The following is a 16,103-nucleotide window of genomic DNA, read 5'->3' as shown; positions in this document are numbered from 1 at the left end:
GAGAATAAACTGCATAAACTTTTGGATTCAGGACCAAAACTCGAGGATAAACTGCACAAACTTTTGGATTCAGAATCAAAACTCGTGGATTAATCCCTTAAACTCCTGGATTCGTTTATCCACCACATAAAAGCCTGCTCCAACTATTGGAGCAGGCTTTTTCGCTACTATTTTTTAATGCGCCGTATCCATTCGATCTACATGCGCTAGATGTTTGTAGTTCCAACCGATGAAGATGATTGATAAAAACACGAAACCAGCAGCTACATAAAACGGTAGATGTGGATTGAAGATCTCTGCTAGTTTTGCCGCCGTGTAAGGAGAGATCGCCGCTCCTAAAAACCGCAAAAAGCTATACGCTGCAGATGCTGTCGATCGCTCAACAGGTGCTGCTTCCATAACAGCTGTTGTAATTAAGGTATTCGTATTCCCCAAAATTGCTCCAGCAAAAACGATCGCTGAAATGATAACCCATTGAGTCGAAGTGAATAATCCCATAATTACAAGGTCAGCCACAAATAAGAACAGCATGATTGCCATAGATTTTACCGTTCCAAATGTTCTTTCTAGCTTTGGTGCCATAAATACGGATGTGATCGCTAGCAAAGTTCCCCAACCTAAGAACACATAACCTAGTCCCTTCGGATGTAACCCTAGAACAAATGGTGCGTAAGCCATGATCGTGAAAAAACCAATGTTATACAGTGCCGCAACGATTCCGAGTACTAAGAGCGAACGATGCTTCATCGCTTTAAACGGAGCAGATAACGGTGTTTTTTTCTTTTTCACAGCTAACTGCGCATTCGGTTTAGGCATCAATACCAACAGTATCATGAATGCAAGAATCATAAGAGTCGAAACTCCTATGAAAGGCGATCTCCACGAAATACTACCTAAGGTACCTCCGAGTAGAGGTCCGATTGAGATTCCTAAACCAACCGCTGCTTCATACAAAATAATAGCCTTAGCAGTACCGCTGTTCGAAAGGGATACGATCGCAGCTAATGCAGTTGCTACAAACAGAGCATTACCTAATCCCCAACCTGCACGAAGACCAACTAGTGTCCATATGTTATCAGCAAATCCTCCTAGTGCGGATACTGTCGCAATAATGAAGACCCCTGCCAAGAGAGTTCCTTTATTGCCAAGTCTAGAAGACACGCTACTCGTTATAAGCATGGCAAAAGCCATCACTGCATTATAACTCGTATAAAGTAACGTCACTTCACTTGGTGATGCTTGAAGATTTTCAGCGATAGAAGGTAAAACAGGATTGACCAATCCCATCCCCATGAAAGCTGTTATACAAGCGAAAAAAACAGCCCATACGGAAATCGGCTGATGAAATAAACTTTGTTTATCAAGCGTAACTCCTGAAACCTTAGCGCCGCCAACACTTTGTGTGCTTGATGACATTCTCACATCTCCTTTTCAATTTTATTATGACTACAATTTATTGTATAATACAACTATATGATTGTATAATACAACTACTTTGCTGTCAAACCCACATCCTGTTGTTGAAACATGTTCTAATCGGTTATTATGTTGATAGAGTTTTGAATGTAAAGGTGGCAAATACGATGAAGAATCCCATACTTGAAAAGATCGAACTTGAGATGGCCGTGCTTGTAAGGCGCGTCACTTCGATCACATCCAAAAATAAAATCGGTAATCTTGACAGATCAGCCTATCTCCTTCTGCATCAACTGTCTGTTCATGGCCCTCTTGGAGTTAAGACGCTCGCTGATAACTTGCAGCTAGATACCTCTACAGTCAGTAGACAAGCTGCTTCACTTGAGAAAAAAGGATATGTGTACAAAGTTCCAGATCATGTGGATCGTCGTGCTTACTTTCTACAGTTAACAGAATCAGGGACTGTAGATTTTAATGAGTATAAAAAAGCTCGGCTTGATCGTTTTGAAGTACTTACAGTTGATTGGACGGAGGAAGAACGCAAACAGTTTGGTCATCTCCTAAAAAAATTTAATAAGGCTATTTTAGAAAAATAAACCCCGCTAAAGCATGTTTAGCGGGGTTTTCCTTATCCTTATTTACCTTTTTTCATGGAGATGTATTCTTTTACAACTTCATAAACATAGTCTTGATTAGCAGCTGCTGTTGTAGGATCGTATTGGCCACCGTTGGTTTTATTGTTGGAAAGGACACGGATACCGAGGAATGCCACATCATAAGCTTTTGAGATTTGTGCTGCTGATGCACCTTCCATCTCTTCAACAGAAGTTCCAAAGTTCTCATGGAACCATTTGATACGGTCAACTTCATTGTTCCAAACGTCTGCAGAACCGATCGTACCCTCTACAACTTTTCCTTTTGTATACTTATCTTTCACTGCGTGAGCAGCTTTTAACAGCTTTGCATCACCTTCAAAGAAACGTGCTTTTTCCGCATTCGGATCTTCCCCAGCACTACCTTCTGATGCCATCAAGTCCATAGGAATCCATGATGTAGGGTGTATCCCTTCATTCGCTTCTTTATGAGGTGTCTTTAAAGACCCAAGATTTACCGTTCTTTTTCCTAATACGATATCAAATACGTTTAAGCTTGGATCATGTCCACCAGATGTACCTTGATTGATGATAGCTGCAGGTTTATATTTTTCGATTGCAATAGCAGTAGCTGCTGCTGTGTTTTCCATACCCTTACCTGTTTTGGCCACAATTACCGGATAGTTATTCAGTGTTCCTTTATAGAAAACAAAGTTCCCAGACGTTTCTTCTTTAACGTTCTTTAAGCGCTTTGCAAAATTCTCAGCCTCAATCGGCATTGGTCCTTGAATGATGATCGGACGTTTTACTTTTCCTTTTCCGGATGCTGTTTGGTTGAAATTAAACCCAGCTAATGCAGATAAAAATAAAACTGCTGCGATTGCTAATAATCCGTATTTCTTCATTGTATATTACCCTCCAGATGTCACGGATTACACGTATATACGCAATAAAAATAGCCTAGAGAATGTAGATATGTTCTACCTCTAGACCGACAGAGTCAAAGTATCATTAAGCAAAGGAAATTTGCTAAATCAATGGCTGGCATACTTATTTTTTATAAGTATAACTACTCAACCTGTTACTTCAACTCGTAGTCCAGTTCTTTCATTGGGAACCGGGTAGAAACACTCAGACCATATTACCGAGCATATACGAGTAATTCGTTTTTATGTATGTTACTTTGATAATATAACAATAATTCGTTTCGTTTTCAACATAAAACTTAACATTTTTAATCATAATTTAATTAATGTTCGGATTTCATCTTCTTTAAGCAATGAATAGATGAGAAGATCATCAAATTTGCCACACGTAAATTCATAATGTCTGAGCAATCCTTCTTTAACAAAACCTATATTCTCTACTAGTTTTTGTGATGGGAAATTATCAGGTTCAATCAGTGCTTCAATCCTTTCCAGTTCCATGTGTTGAAATCCATGTATAACAACAGCTTGCAACGCTTCTTGTGCAATACCCTTACCCCAATATTCTCTATTCAGTTCAAATCCAACTTCTGTTCGAAAATGCTTTTGTGTCCTATTTAGAAATCCACAGCTTCCAATGATTGTATCTGAACTTTTTAACGTGATTCCCCACCTTATCCCTGTTTTTGCTTCTAAAATTGATTGATACCATTCTATTTCTCCATGTACATCCTCGACTGTTTGGTAAGGTTCGAGGCCCATATGATTTACAACTTCAGAGTCCGATAGATAAGAAAACATATCCTTCGCATCATCCAGAGTTACCTTCCTTAAGATCAAGCGGTTCGTTTCAATTATAGGATGATCACTCATGTCATTCATGTCCTTTCTTTAACGAATTGTCACAGAAATCAATTTGCTTAGTTCGGCATACAAACGGTTCTTCATTTCTTCCAACTCATCTTGAGACGGTCTTATTTCATCTGCAAACATCTCTTCTCTATCTACCCACCATACAGGACCTTTAACAGGTGAGTCGTTTTCTCTTCGAGGAAACAAATGCCAGTGAAGATGTGAATCACCATTTCCTAATAATTCATAGTTTAGTTTTTCAGCATTAAACGCGTTATAAACCGCTTCAGCTACTAAACTCATCTCATTTAAGAATGTCTTCTTCATATCTGACTCTAAAAAATGCAGTTCTGTCTTATGTTGTTTTGAAAGAAATAGCGTATACCCTTTAAAATATTGATGATCTCCAATCACGACGAAACCTGTCTCTAGCTCTGCTACAAAATAAGGATTTGTTCTGTTATTGATCATCTCAATCCGTTCACATATTAAACAACCTGTATGAGTCATTCTTATGACCTCCTTCAACTTTCATAGTTTAACATAATTTTCCTTTTAACTGTTTATTTTGTTTAATCTTGTATGTAGTTCCCATAGCGCCGTTTTGTTGCTATCCCACTTTAAAGCGGAGACAGCTTCTTCATAGCTAACCCATTTGTAGGCAGTGTGTTCTTTCGATAGATTCAATTTCTGATCATAGACTTCTAAACCAAATGAATACTCAGGTATAACGAACACTTCTTCACCCCAAAGAAAGTGACCTACTACGTGTTCTACTGGCAAAGAAGTTTTTGAATCTAAATGGATTAACCCGCAATCTTCACCTAGACCTGTTTCTTCAAAGGCTTCTCTCCTTGCAGACTGTTCAGGGGTTTCACCCATTTCCCCGCCACCAGCAATCGCTTGCCAGTAACCCATATCTGAACGTTGTAAAATTGCATATTCAATATCAAGTTCTCTAAATACAAAAGGAATAACCAAAACCTGGTAAGGCGCTCTCATTCCCATCAACTCTCCTCCTGCATGTTCTATTTTTGTAACACTTACAAGCGGTAATTCTTCGAAAACTAGGCTATTATAATAATACACTTATTTTTGTTGGGGGCTTTATTTTGGAAATGAATCTTTTACAAGAAGCAACAGAATTTATCACTTCCTGTTATCAGGAATTAAATAGAACGCAGATTGAGATTGATGATCGAATTTCAGAAATCGCACAAGAAATTGAGTTAATAGGTACATACAGTCACTTAGCATTTGAAATTGATTACGGCGCAAAAGTAGCGTGGAGAAACAGCAATCGATGTATCGGAAGATTGTTTTGGGACCAGATGACCACGTTCGATCAAAGACATGTTGAAACAGAAGAAGAAATCTTTATGGCAATCGTAGAGCACATGAACTATGCGACTAACCATGGACGAATTCGGCCAACAATAACCATTTTTCCTCCCCAAACTAAGAAACACCATGTCCGAATATGGAATCATCAATTGATTCGATATGCTGGGTATCAGACAGAAGCTGGAATTATTGGAGATCCATCATCTGTTGAATTTACTGAAAAGTGCATAGAGCTCGGTTGGGAACCCAAATACGGAAAATTTGATATCTTGCCCATTGTAATTCAAGTAAATGATAACGTTCCTAAGTTATTTGAACTTCCAAAGTCTTCAACGCTAGAAGTAGAGATACGTCACCCTGAATTTGAATGGTTTCAAGATCTTCAACTAAAATGGTACGGTGTTCCCCTCATTTCAGATATGGCTTTAGAGATTGGCGGGCTCCGTTACACGGCAGCTCCTTTCAATGGATGGTATATGGGGACAGAGATCGGTGCAAGAAATCTAGCTGATGAAGATCGTTACAATATGCTTCCACAGATTGCTTCATGCATGGGCATAGATACGAAAAGTTCGATCTCTTTATGGAAAGATAAAGCGCTTGTGGAGTTAAACATTGCAGTGCTTCATTCCTTCCGAGAAGATGGTGTTAGTATCGTAGATCACCATACGGCAGCTCAACAGTTCAAAAAGTTCGAAGAAAAAGAGTCAGAGAGTGGCCGAAATGTAACGGGTAACTGGGCGTGGCTCATTCCACCTATGAGTCCTGCAACAACTCACATTTTTCATAAACCTTACAAAAATGATATCGTAAAACCCAATTATTTTTACCAGCCTAAACCGTATTCGAAAGAAAAATAGACGATATAACAAAACGTTCAGAACGTGTTTTCTGGACGTTTTTTCATACGATTTGCTAATACCCAATATAATAGCTTATAGGATTTCGGTTCTCCGAAAGGAGCTGTTAGGATGTCGATCAAACCGCAGCAATTAAAGCAAGGCGATACTATTGGAATTGTAACATTGGGTAGCCCGCTCGAAGCGAACATTATTAATCAAGGAATCACAATGTTAAAAAATATGGGTTTTCAGGTGATTGTAGGAGACTATGTATACGCGACGAATGGTTTCTTGTCAGGAACCCCACAGCAACGTGCTTCAGATTTGATGAAGATGTTTCAGAACGATCAGGTGAAAATGATTCTTCCAACGCGAGGTGGTGTGGGAGTAGCAGGCATTCTACCCTATCTCGATTACAATATTATCAGAACCAATCCAAAGATCATCTCAGGTTACAGTGATATAACCATTCTCATAAATGTGCTGTATCAACTATCGGATCTCGTTACGTTTCAAAGCTTGATGCTCTTAGATTTTCGTTCCGGTACTCCTTCTTATAATTTCAATCAATTCTTTAATAGCATCACCCGAACAACTGCACCATGGCAGATCATGAATCCATCAAATATTCCGCTTGTAAGTAAAGTTGCAGGCAACGTTACAGGAGTTATTGTAGGTGGAAACCTAACATCGTTCGTAGATTGTTTAGGCACACCTTATGAAATTGACACAAAGGGTAAAATATTATTTCTTGAAGAAACTCACGAGCCCGTAAACACCGTCTATAGATATTTAAGCCACTTAAAGCTCGCAGGTAAATTTGAAGATTGTATCGGAATCATCATAGGAGAATGTACAAAATGTGAACCTGCATATGGAGTAACATTTGAAAATGTAATCGATGAATTTCTTGTTCCACTCGGCAAACCACTCATGACCAATATAACAAGTGCTCACGGCTATTATAAAGCGGCGATTCCACTAGGTGTAAATGTGAACATGAATACAGTGAATCGTACTTTGACTGTTATGGAGCCGACGGTTATTCAATAAATAAATTTCTCATTCTTAGGCTTATTACTTGAATGAGTAGATTGAACTTATTTAATATCCTCCAACTATTTGAATATAGTTTTTTAAAAAACACAAGGCTACTCCTCGACAGAAAGTAGCCTTGTGTTTAATTGTTTTATCAATTGCTAGAGAAAACACTCCCTCATTTCAATCACAAAACAAATCATGTTTCTCCAAATTCATCTTCCTGTATGAACGAGTTAGAACCTCTTTTGCAATACCATTACCATGATGATACTTTTCCACATACATAGCTTTAACTATTCGTTTCACTTCAGACTTCGATATTTCTTGTTCTGTTCGCTGTTTCATGAATAAATGAAGAGGTACATCTACGCCATCATCATGTATAGGTGGCTGAAAATACAGAAAATCCTCCACTTTATAAAAGCCGTTTTTTATAAAGAAGTTCGTTCGTTTTACGCAGTCTTCCTTTTCTTTTTCGCTGTGTACCATCTCTTCTGTCTCAGTCTCAAGAACGATTGCTTTTAATGTCTCATTTCCAGCATGAATACTATCTTGTTGTAGAACGTCTTCAATCTTTTGAAGAGATTTTGCTCCTAACCCTTTACTTCTTATTTGAGGATTTGTTACTAGATACACGATAAATCCTGCATTTACGTCAGCTAAATAGTGAGCTGTAACTATACTAATTAGCTCTCCATTTAGATATCCCGCAATCAAATGATAGTTATTGAGTTTTTGTGTTTCAGCATATCTTAAACTTTGCAAAAATACTGATTCAGTTTCCCTAACTTCTATCGGAAATGAATGGTTATAAAAAGAAAGTGTATCTTTTAATTCCTTCGAATGTTGATTTGTGATTTCTCGCCAAGTAATCTCTATTTTAAACAACCGCCTTTATTTGACTTATGTACTTATTCTCAATATTTTACCAAAAGTACATCGTTATGAAGTATTACATGTTTTCAAGTCAAGAATTTACAATACCTTTATAAACTATCTGCTTTTTTCATACTATAACGGACTAGTACAAATGACACAAAAATCAAAGCGCAATAAGGTGAAAAAACATGTCTAAGCCTATCGAAATTATTGCATTACTTAACATTTCTAAAAAAGCACGGAAAAAAATTATATAATGAGTCTAATAAATATTGGGCATTAAGATATGCATTAAACGAACATTCGATTGAAACGTACTTTCAGCCTATCCTATGTTTAAGAACAGGACAAACATTAGGTTTTGAAATTCTTAATCGTCCTGTAAATATAAACGCGTTTACAAATACCGAAGAATTTTATGATTTTGTCGGAAAGAGCGGTGAAGTGTTTTCTATTGAAACGTTTATTAGACGACTATCATTTAAACGTATTGCAGATCAAGTTAGCGCTGAACCGTTCTACAATAAAAAAATGATATTTATTAATGTTCATCCTCAAGTATTAGCTGATCCTTCTTACCGGACAGGAGAAACATTAGAAATATTAACGAAATATAACTTTAAACCTGAACAAATCGTACTTGAATTAACGGAAAAAGAAGCGGTTACGGACTATCCTCAGTTCGTAAAGGTTATTCAACATTATAAACAGCAAGGGTTTCGTATAGCACTTGATGATGCTGGTACAGGCTATAACAGCTTAAAGACCATTTTGTATGTGAAACCTGACTTTATTAAACTTGATAAATCTCTTATTAGAGGTATTCATTCCCAGATTACACAACAGCATCTTGTAAAGCTTCTGCTCGATTATGCTTACAACTCTGGAACAAAAGTGATCGCCGAGGGAATCGAGACTAATGACGAACTAATTTATTTACAAAAGGCAGGCGTACATATTGGACAAGGATATCACCTTGGAAAACCTTTAGGGACTTTACTGAATGGTTCTCTTCCGCAATATGGTTTACAAAATGTTAGCCTTTTAAAAACAAAGTTAAAAACCGTTAATAGGAGATAGCAGATGATTACCTATATAGGGAACATTATAGAAAACGCACCGATTGTTAATCCTGAGACAAAAAGCTCGGAGATTGATCAACTTTTTAAGGAACATCCAAACTATGACGGAATTGTTGTTTCAGATCAAAAAGTTCCAATTGGCTTAGTCACCCGTTCACAATTCTACCAAAAGTTAGGCACGCTCTACGGATTTAATGTATATATGGATAGACCTATCAAGCTGATCATGAATCCTAATCCTTTAATAGTTGATTTTTTTACACCTCTCACTGAAGTTAGTAGTTTAGCCATGCAACGAAATCAAGAACAATTATACGATAACGTGATCGTCACTCAAGACAGCGAACTGCTGGGCATAGTAAGCATTCGACATTTGCTCACGCAATTAGCTGATATTCAAGCAAAGATTGCATCATATTTAAACCCATTAACTGGTTTGCCCGGAAACAAACTTATTGATGAGAAACTTGCTAAACTTATAGAAGCAGAAGCATTTACATTATTGTATATTGATCTGGATTTTTTTAAAGCTTTTAATGATACGTACGGGTTCCAAGAAGGAGACCGAATGATTCAAAAGACTGCATCGATCATTAAAAAGGTATTATCAAAAGAAAACGCATTTGTAGGACATATTGGGGGGGATGACTTTATTGCGATGCTCCCCCACCATGCATACATCATGGCTTGTGAAGAACTCATAACAGCTTTTAACGATGCACGTCAATCCTTTTACAATGAAAGAGATTGGGACTCTGGATTTGTCTTTGCCGAAAATCGAAACGGTGTAAAAGAAAATATTCCACTTGTCTCGCTTTCTATTGCTGTTATATCAAACGAAAAAGAAGTTTTTAAATCTGTAGATGAAATCATTAATATAGCAACTACTTTAAAAAAGAATTGTAAGCAGTTACATTATAGTTGCTATATCTGCAATTAGTGAAAAAGGGGACAACTTTATGTTGCCCTTTTATTTATCCTCTGCTAATCTGTACAAACTTTCGCTTACCAACTTGAACAATTAGTCCATCCGATATAGCGACGAGTAAATTAGAATTCTCCACCTTTACACGATTAATCTTAACCCCATGATTAGTAATCATTCGACGAGCTTCACTTTTTGATGAAAGTAGTTTTAATTCCACGATTAAATCAATTACAGAGATCTTATCAGCTCCTGTCCATGTCACAACCGGAATCTCATCAGGCAGCGTTCCTTGCTGAAAAACAGTAATGAAATTTTGTTCAGCTGCGCTGGCTGCATTTTCACCATGGTACATCCGGACGATCGTTCGAGCAAGAAGCATCTTTGCATCTCGAGGGTGAAGCTTCCCACTAGCAACATCTGACTTTATTGTATCAATCTCTTCTTTGTCTAAGTCCGTTACGAGTTCGAAGTACTTGACCATCAGCGTATCTGGAATGGACATCGACTTTCCGTACATTTCATTGGGAGCTTCATCAATACCAATATAGTTTCTCTTGGATTTAGACATTTTTTCAACGCCATCTAAACCTTCTAAGAGGGGCATAAGCATAGCAACCTGCTTTTCTTTTCCAAATTTCTCTTGGTAGTGTCTTCCCATTAAAATATTGAAGTGCTGATCCGTTCCACCTAATTCAATATCACATTCCAACATAACAGAATCGTACCCTTGCATGAGCGGGTAGAAGAATTCATGCAGCGAGATCGGCTTACCTGTTGAGATCCGCTCATCAAAATCATCCCGCTCCAACAGTCTTGCCACTGTAATTTTACCAGCAAGGTTTATTACATCTTCAAAATTCAGCTTAGAAAGCCATTTAGAATTGTAGTGCAGCTCTACTTTTTCCATATCTATGATTTTTCCAAACTGTTCGAAGTATGTTTTCGCGTTGTGCTCCACTTCTTCTGTTGTCAATTGTTTTCTCGCAACAGACTTTCCTGTAGGGTCACCGATTTTTCCTGTAAAATCTCCAATGATCAATTGAATGACATGACCGTTTTGTTGAAACTGTCTTAACTTATTCAACACCACTGTGTGACCAAGATGTACATCTGGTGCTGAAGGATCAAGTCCAAGTTTAATTTTCAGTGGACGATTCTCTAAAATGGACTTCGCCACTTTTGTTTCTAACTCTTCGGTAGGGATTATATCCTGAACGCCTTGCTTATAGATTGCCATTTGCTTCTTCACTTCATTTTGCTGTTGCTCTGTTAGTTGTTCTAAAACCGGAATCATCCTTTTTTCCTCCTCTAATAATTGTAAAAACTTAATTCTCAAGAAATTATAAAAAGACCACATCCCTATAACACAAGGGACGTGGTCTAAATTCACACGCGGTACCACCCTAATTGAAGAACAAATATTCTTCCACTCAAGTTAAATAACGGTTTCCCGTTCTTCGTCTGTTTCTAATATAAGTGACGAAGAAAGCTCTTGGAAATGTAATTCACATGATCTTTGTACTGATTCACACCAACCACCAGCTCTCTAAAACAGGGAGATCATTGCTACTGCGTTTCCTGTCGTCGCATTTTTTTATTAAATTTAAAAGTCGTTCTCTCGAATAACTCTTCTTAGCAAGCCTGAGATTAATTTCTGCTCTTCAACGGACAAGGAAGAAACGACTTCAACCTCACCTTCATGAAACCTTGGATACAGTTCCTCCATCACTTTTCTGCCTTTATCAGTCAGAACAACACACGTGATGCGTCGATCGCGATTATCCACCTTACGAAAGCATAATTCTTTTCTTTCCAATGTATTCGTAATGTTACTTATGGTTGCTTTTGAAACTCCAGCGGATAATGCTAGTTTTTTTGTTTCAACGGATTCCCATATCCACAGATCATACAGAATAGAAAATGACGTCCAAGATAACCCATGCTTTGCTAATACTTCTCGCTCCATCTTATTACGCAATCCTTGAGCAGCTCGATACAGATTTGTAACCACTGTAATAGAGTGCAGATTGAGTGATTCGATCGGTGCTTTAGTCAATTGATTGATGGTGTCCTTCTCTTCCGGCAACAATTCACCGTACTCATCAAAAGAATAGATATGATCCACTCCTTATCAATTTTCATAATCGTTAGCATTGAAACGATAGTAACAGATAAGAATAGTAAATGCAAGATGTTATTCAATTCAAACTGATTTTCTTTTACTAGAGGGTTTTCCATACTTCACCAGCACATGCCATAGAAGTTTAAGCTCTTGTACTATTTCTTTCTGCGTTCCTCTGTCGCTCCATGTCACTGGATTTCTCATTAAATCCATTACAGCTTCACCTATAAGATGTGCATCAATCATTTGATTTTTAGCGATTCTTTTTGCTAAGGACGGCATTTCAGATCCTCGAAAATCTGAAGGAACATGATCTACAGCCAATTGAAATCCAGAATGATAATAAAGCTTTATATCATATTTTGCACAAAGACTTGTAAGCGTAACTCCGACCTTTGTTCCAATAAATGAAGGGTCTGCAACAAGTATGTCTACATCTTCTTTTAATATAAGATCACCGTGAACTTGTGCTTCGATATAATGATTTAAATTTCGATACACTTGTTTTTTAGCTGGGTCTTCAAACGGTAATTTTATTTTTTGAAAAAGATGCTGGACTAATGAACCTATCATAAGATTTGATTCTCCGAGCGCATAATCTCTCGTGAAGATTTCCTCAAATAACGCTGCAAGTATCATATCGAACTCTCTAATAGTTCCTTTTTCTTTTGGATTTTGATGAGAATCAAGGTATGTAAAAGTAGCTCGCTTTGAAACTTCAGGCTTGAGTAAGAAGTAGCACGAACCAAACCGTGGTGCTGGCCCATCGGCATGCATCATAATGTTTAACGCACCATATTTTGCTCGCTCATTAAGGGTCGTTCCTTTTATCTGGTAAGCTCCTCCAAATAATTGTTCTTCCCACCGATCACGCAAACCTCCGGGATAGGCAGATACACTTCCGTTTGAAAGCAACGTTTCAAACTGACTTTTGTATATTCCTTCTTGATGTAAGGCTTCGGCAATACAATTCATTGAAGAGTTTGGCCGATCCGGATGAAAGTGAAGAGCGATTCGGGCATGCTCTTTAACTTTTTGGACTGCCTTATGAAAGACTTCAGTGGTTATGTTAGACATTCTTAATAAATGTTGAATCGTTGCTTGAGCATCGTCCTTATGTCTTGCAGCATAACTCTCAACATAATCTATTGCAGATTGTTGGGCACCAGTTAATTTCATATAATAATCTCCGTTTCCATCTGTAAATGATGTTATTCAAGAACCAATGAAGTGACTCTTCACGCTCATGAATAGTGGTTTAGCTTTAAGGAATATATTTTATAAAGGAGAGGATCATTATGGGTTATCGAAAAAAGAAAAGAATTACAGGATCTCGAAGCTTTAGGACCCCGAGTACAATTCCTCTCATCATACTTTTGGTGATTCTGCTATTCTCTGCTATAAGTTTATTTTTATCTTCGACAGTATTTCAAGATCACCTTGTTCTGACGGAGCTTTTCCTTTTTTTGGCTATGTCTCTGCTATCATTATTTATTGGCGTTGTTGCCAGTTATTCAAGAATACACAACTGGATAGAACGCCTACTTATTCCGGTTGTAATCATTGGAACCATTGCAGCTGCGATTGCTTTTGCACACACCGTATTTCAACTCTACGAAGATATTGGTGACTATGAAGCTAGAAAATTCAACGTGGTAGAAGGAATTCCTTCCTCTTTAACGTATGGCTCGAAAAATGGTCCTGACTATGTCTCTTCCATAATGATTGATAATAAAAAAATTAATGTAGCACATTTGAATATCAAGGCTAAGACTTACAAAGATCATTTCAAAGGCAAATCCATTCGATTGAAATATCTTTCTCATAGTAAGTTTGCGGTAAGTATAGAAAAAAGCGAATAAGTACATCACATGGGATGAGAGCCTTAAAAAAACACAGCCCTCTTTAGAGAAGCTGTGTTTTCATCATTCACTTGCTGTGAGGAGAATGGTTTTATACCAATGTGTGTTGTTTCAAAATCATTGCATATCCTTTTTCATGCTAAGTTCTTATGCGATTTACAGCGACTAACATTAAAAATGATATACCAATAACACTTCCTACCCACATCCATGCAAGATCCATATTTCCTGATTCGATCGCGATATAGATTGCGGTGGATATCGTTTGTGTTTTTCCAGGTATGTTTCCGGCAAACATTAATGTTGCACCAAACTCACCTAGTGCGCGAGCAAAACTTAGAATAGCACCTGATGTGATAGCTCTAACAGATAATGGAACAGAGATTTTTCGCAATACATCCCACTCATTAGCTCCATCTACTCGCGCTGCGTTTTCGATGTCTGCGTCAATAGATTCAAACCCGGCTTTTGCGGATTGATACATGAGTGGAAATGCCACAACTGCAGACGCAATAACGGCTGCCCACCATGTAAACATGATCGGCTGATTAAAGAGCCACTCTACAAGCTGTCCCCCGGGACCATTTCGACCGAACAAAACGATTAACAAGAAACCTATCACCGTTGGGGGTAGTACGAGCGGAAGTAGAAATATTGTTTCGATTAACGTTTTCCCTTTAAACTTCTGGTGAGCCATGATCCTTCCGAAAAATAAGCCGGCTAGGATCACAATCAGTGAAGCTGTCACCGCTATGCCAAGTGATAATTTGACCGGTGACCAAAAATCTATTGCCATTTCCTTTTCCACCCGCTTATTCCATTGATTTATATGTTGTATTCATCTGTCTTCATCATATCATATCGCTCATTGCTGGTGATGAAAGATGCTGATATTGTCGAATGACCTTTATTTTTGAGTTTAGACTTAATTCATGTCTAGTTTGACTTAATCAATGATCAGAACGACTTAATTTTTCTGAGTAAGACTTAATTTTTCTTATTTAGACTTAATTTTCAAAAAAAATGCTCATCGGATGCCTTAAAAACATCTGTAAATGAAAAAAGCTGCTTAGATGAGTGGATTTCACCCATCTAGTCAGCTAATTCATCCTTATTCTTTAACAGCTAGCACTGAACCTTTGTACTCTTTATCAATAAAATCGGTAATTTCTTTTGAATGAAGCACTTCTAACAACGTTTTGATAGATTTCTTCTCTTTGTCGCCATCACGAACTGTGATGATATTCGCAAATGGTGAATCGGATCCTTCAAGTGCGATTGAATCTTTCTTCGGGTTCAAATCTGCATCAATCGCATAGTTAGTGTTAATGACGATCGCATCGCCTTCATCGTTCTCATAAGCTTTTGTTAAAAGACCAGGATCAATATCTGCTACAAATTCTAGGTTTTTTGGATTTTCTACAATGTCGCTTATCTGTGCTTCATACCCTTTTCCTTCTTTTAGTTTGATTAGTCCTTCTGCTTCAAAAATTGAAAGGATACGACCGTGCTCAGCAATTGAATTGCTTAGAATTACTTTCCCACCATTTGGAATGTCTTTTAATGATTTATGTCTTTTTGAGTAAACACCCATCGGCTCTAAGTGAACAGCTCCGGCGTTTTCAAATTTATACTTCGGATTATCTTTCACTTGCTGAGTTAAATATGGAATGTGCTGAAAATAGTTTGCATCTATTTCTTTTTCATAAAGTGATTTATTCGGTAAGATATAGTCTTGGAATTTCACAATTTCTAATTCTATGCCCTTTTCCTCTAAAAGCGGCTTCGCTTCTTCTAATATTTCAGCATGCGGTACATTTGATGCTCCAACTACTAGCTTTTCTGTTTTTTCTCCACCACTTGTAGATGAGCCACAAGCTGCTAATACGAATACTGCCAAACTTGCGAGTAATACTTGGATGATTCTTTTCATGTTCTGATCCCCTATCCATTAGTTTCTATATATTCTTTGATAAAAGCTCTTGTAAGAGGTGGTAAAAAAAACCTCCTGATCTCATAAAAGAGACAGAAGGCTTTTCGAAAAAAATTTCCGATTATCCTCTCATCTCTCAGTGTGACCACTGTTAGATTTAGCACCGTTTTCATGTTGGCTGTTCAACATGAATGGTTGCCGGGCTTCATAGGGCTAATTCCCTCCACCTGCTCTCAATAAGAGTATTCCTATCAAATTACTTTGTATTATTACAGGTATTCAA

General features: G+C 37.6%; 17 protein-coding genes, 2 riboswitches and 1 other annotated feature. Of the genes, 6 read left to right on the top strand and 11 right to left on the bottom strand.

Annotated elements, in window-relative coordinates; translation table 11 throughout:
* Window positions 1–174 precede the first annotated feature (174 nt).
* Window positions 175–1,416, bottom strand: a complete 1,242-nt coding sequence (locus IHV11_RS07385) for an MFS transporter (protein ID WP_197194202.1) — start codon at window positions 1,414–1,416, stop codon at window positions 175–177.
* Between the two features lie 167 nt (window positions 1,417–1,583).
* On the opposite strand from IHV11_RS07385, the gene IHV11_RS07380 reads away from it, so the two are divergent.
* Window positions 1,584–2,012, top strand: a complete 429-nt coding sequence (locus tag IHV11_RS07380) for a MarR family winged helix-turn-helix transcriptional regulator (protein ID WP_197128060.1) — start codon at window positions 1,584–1,586, stop codon at window positions 2,010–2,012.
* Window positions 2,013–2,050: 38 nt separating this feature from the next.
* Here IHV11_RS07380 and IHV11_RS07375 read toward each other — a convergent pair whose 3' ends face one another.
* The 4 genes from IHV11_RS07375 to IHV11_RS07360 form a co-directional block, all read right to left on the bottom strand.
* Entirely contained in the window at window positions 2,051–2,914 is an 864-nt protein-coding gene (locus IHV11_RS07375; RefSeq protein ID WP_197194201.1) for a 5'-methylthioadenosine/S-adenosylhomocysteine nucleosidase, read from the bottom strand.
* Between the two features lie 169 nt (window positions 2,915–3,083).
* Window positions 3,084–3,187: riboswitch (purine riboswitch) on the bottom strand.
* A gap of 60 nt (window positions 3,188–3,247) precedes the next feature.
* Window positions 3,248–3,808: a GNAT family N-acetyltransferase gene (locus IHV11_RS07370; RefSeq protein WP_197194200.1), complete on the bottom strand. Its 561-nt coding sequence runs from the start codon at window positions 3,806–3,808 to the stop codon at window positions 3,248–3,250.
* Between the two features lie 18 nt (window positions 3,809–3,826).
* Window positions 3,827–4,297 (bottom strand): HIT family protein, encoded by a 471-nt coding sequence (locus IHV11_RS07365; RefSeq protein ID WP_197194199.1) that lies wholly within the window; start codon window positions 4,295–4,297, stop codon window positions 3,827–3,829.
* A gap of 45 nt (window positions 4,298–4,342) precedes the next feature.
* A complete protein-coding gene (locus IHV11_RS07360; RefSeq protein WP_197194943.1) occupies window positions 4,343–4,789 on the bottom strand; it encodes an NUDIX hydrolase in 447 nt (148 codons plus the stop codon).
* Window positions 4,790–4,905: 116 nt separating this feature from the next.
* On the opposite strand from IHV11_RS07360, the gene IHV11_RS07355 reads away from it, so the two are divergent.
* Window positions 4,906–5,991, top strand: a complete 1,086-nt coding sequence (locus tag IHV11_RS07355) for a nitric oxide synthase oxygenase (protein ID WP_197194942.1) — start codon at window positions 4,906–4,908, stop codon at window positions 5,989–5,991.
* Between the two features lie 111 nt (window positions 5,992–6,102).
* Window positions 6,103–7,026, top strand: a complete 924-nt coding sequence (locus IHV11_RS07350) for a S66 peptidase family protein (RefSeq protein ID WP_197194198.1) — start codon at window positions 6,103–6,105, stop codon at window positions 7,024–7,026.
* 168 nt (window positions 7,027–7,194) lie between these two features.
* Here the strand turns inward: IHV11_RS07350 and IHV11_RS07345 are convergent, their stop codons facing one another.
* Window positions 7,195–7,902: a GNAT family N-acetyltransferase gene (locus IHV11_RS07345; RefSeq protein WP_197194197.1), complete on the bottom strand. Its 708-nt coding sequence runs from the start codon at window positions 7,900–7,902 to the stop codon at window positions 7,195–7,197.
* A gap of 201 nt (window positions 7,903–8,103) precedes the next feature.
* Between IHV11_RS07345 and IHV11_RS07340 the strand changes: the two genes are divergently transcribed.
* Both IHV11_RS07340 and IHV11_RS07335 read left to right on the top strand, forming a co-directional pair.
* The gene (locus IHV11_RS07340; RefSeq protein WP_197194196.1) at window positions 8,104–8,973 is read left to right on the top strand and encodes an EAL domain-containing protein; all 870 of its coding nucleotides are present in this window, start codon (window positions 8,104–8,106) and stop codon (window positions 8,971–8,973) included.
* A gap of 3 nt (window positions 8,974–8,976) precedes the next feature.
* The gene (locus IHV11_RS07335) at window positions 8,977–9,915 is read left to right on the top strand and encodes a diguanylate cyclase domain-containing protein (RefSeq protein WP_197194195.1); all 939 of its coding nucleotides are present in this window, start codon (window positions 8,977–8,979) and stop codon (window positions 9,913–9,915) included.
* A gap of 34 nt (window positions 9,916–9,949) precedes the next feature.
* Here the strand turns inward: IHV11_RS07335 and tyrS are convergent, their stop codons facing one another.
* From tyrS to IHV11_RS07320, 3 genes are all read right to left on the bottom strand, one after another.
* Window positions 9,950–11,197, bottom strand: a complete 1,248-nt coding sequence (tyrS, locus tag IHV11_RS07330; RefSeq protein ID WP_197194194.1) for a tyrosine--tRNA ligase — start codon at window positions 11,195–11,197, stop codon at window positions 9,950–9,952.
* A 72-nt stretch (window positions 11,198–11,269) separates the two neighbouring features.
* Window positions 11,270–11,497, bottom strand: a binding site (T-box leader).
* Window positions 11,498–11,506: 9 nt separating this feature from the next.
* Window positions 11,507–12,019 carry a MarR family transcriptional regulator gene (locus IHV11_RS07325; RefSeq protein WP_370568667.1) on the bottom strand — a complete coding sequence of 171 codons (513 nt, stop codon included), beginning with the start codon at window positions 12,017–12,019 and terminating at the stop codon, window positions 11,507–11,509.
* Window positions 12,020–12,106: 87 nt separating this feature from the next.
* Window positions 12,107–13,204, bottom strand: coding sequence for a DUF3626 domain-containing protein (locus tag IHV11_RS07320; protein WP_197194193.1), 1,098 nt, complete (start codon window positions 13,202–13,204; stop codon window positions 12,107–12,109).
* Window positions 13,205–13,323: 119 nt separating this feature from the next.
* Here IHV11_RS07320 and IHV11_RS07315 point away from each other — a divergent pair, with 119 nt between their 5' ends.
* The gene (locus IHV11_RS07315; RefSeq protein WP_197194192.1) at window positions 13,324–13,887 is read left to right on the top strand and encodes a hypothetical protein; all 564 of its coding nucleotides are present in this window, start codon (window positions 13,324–13,326) and stop codon (window positions 13,885–13,887) included.
* A gap of 139 nt (window positions 13,888–14,026) precedes the next feature.
* On the opposite strand, the gene modB is transcribed toward IHV11_RS07315, so the two are convergent.
* Together modB and IHV11_RS07305 are read right to left on the bottom strand one after the other, a co-directional pair.
* The gene (gene modB / locus IHV11_RS07310; protein ID WP_197194191.1) at window positions 14,027–14,683 is read right to left on the bottom strand and encodes a molybdate ABC transporter permease subunit; all 657 of its coding nucleotides are present in this window, start codon (window positions 14,681–14,683) and stop codon (window positions 14,027–14,029) included.
* A 315-nt stretch (window positions 14,684–14,998) separates the two neighbouring features.
* On the bottom strand, window positions 14,999–15,820 hold the full coding sequence (locus tag IHV11_RS07305; protein WP_197194190.1) for a MetQ/NlpA family ABC transporter substrate-binding protein: 822 nt from the start codon (window positions 15,818–15,820) through the stop codon (window positions 14,999–15,001).
* 126 nt (window positions 15,821–15,946) lie between these two features.
* Window positions 15,947–16,063, bottom strand: a riboswitch (SAM riboswitch).
* Window positions 16,064–16,103: the final 40 nt, after the last annotated feature.

This window comes from Fictibacillus sp. 26RED30 (assembly GCF_015903845.1).
GTDB lineage: Bacteria > Bacillota > Bacilli > Bacillales > Fictibacillaceae > Fictibacillus > Fictibacillus phosphorivorans.
The sequence above is the reverse complement of the archived record's forward strand: the minus strand, read 5'-3'. Positions and strand labels throughout refer to the sequence as shown.

Bases quoted from the DNA above. Each gene is read 5' to 3' on its own strand.
- IHV11_RS07350 (WP_197194198.1), top strand. From the start codon at position 6,103: ATGTCGATCAAACCGCAGCAATTAAAGCAAGGCGATACTATTGGAATT.
- IHV11_RS07370 (WP_197194200.1), bottom strand. From the start codon at position 3,808: ATGAGTGATCATCCTATAATTGAAACGAACCGCTTGATCTTAAGGAAG.
- IHV11_RS07385 (WP_197194202.1), bottom strand. From the start codon at position 1,416: ATGTCATCAAGCACACAAAGTGTTGGCGGCGCTAAGGTTTCAGGAGTT.
- IHV11_RS07360 (WP_197194943.1), bottom strand. From the start codon at position 4,789: ATGAGAGCGCCTTACCAGGTTTTGGTTATTCCTTTTGTATTTAGAGAA.
- IHV11_RS07365 (WP_197194199.1), bottom strand. From the start codon at position 4,297: ATGACTCATACAGGTTGTTTAATATGTGAACGGATTGAGATGATCAAT.
- modB (WP_197194191.1), bottom strand. From the start codon at position 14,683: ATGGCAATAGATTTTTGGTCACCGGTCAAATTATCACTTGGCATAGCG.
- IHV11_RS07305 (WP_197194190.1), bottom strand. From the start codon at position 15,820: ATGAAAAGAATCATCCAAGTATTACTCGCAAGTTTGGCAGTATTCGTA.
- IHV11_RS07380 (WP_197128060.1), top strand. From the start codon at position 1,584: ATGAAGAATCCCATACTTGAAAAGATCGAACTTGAGATGGCCGTGCTT.
- IHV11_RS07335 (WP_197194195.1), top strand. From the start codon at position 8,977: ATGATTACCTATATAGGGAACATTATAGAAAACGCACCGATTGTTAAT.
- IHV11_RS07320 (WP_197194193.1), bottom strand. From the start codon at position 13,204: ATGAAATTAACTGGTGCCCAACAATCTGCAATAGATTATGTTGAGAGT.
- IHV11_RS07315 (WP_197194192.1), top strand. From the start codon at position 13,324: ATGGGTTATCGAAAAAAGAAAAGAATTACAGGATCTCGAAGCTTTAGG.
- tyrS (WP_197194194.1), bottom strand. From the start codon at position 11,197: ATGATTCCGGTTTTAGAACAACTAACAGAGCAACAGCAAAATGAAGTG.
- IHV11_RS07375 (WP_197194201.1), bottom strand. From the start codon at position 2,914: ATGAAGAAATACGGATTATTAGCAATCGCAGCAGTTTTATTTTTATCT.
- IHV11_RS07355 (WP_197194942.1), top strand. From the start codon at position 4,906: ATGAATCTTTTACAAGAAGCAACAGAATTTATCACTTCCTGTTATCAG.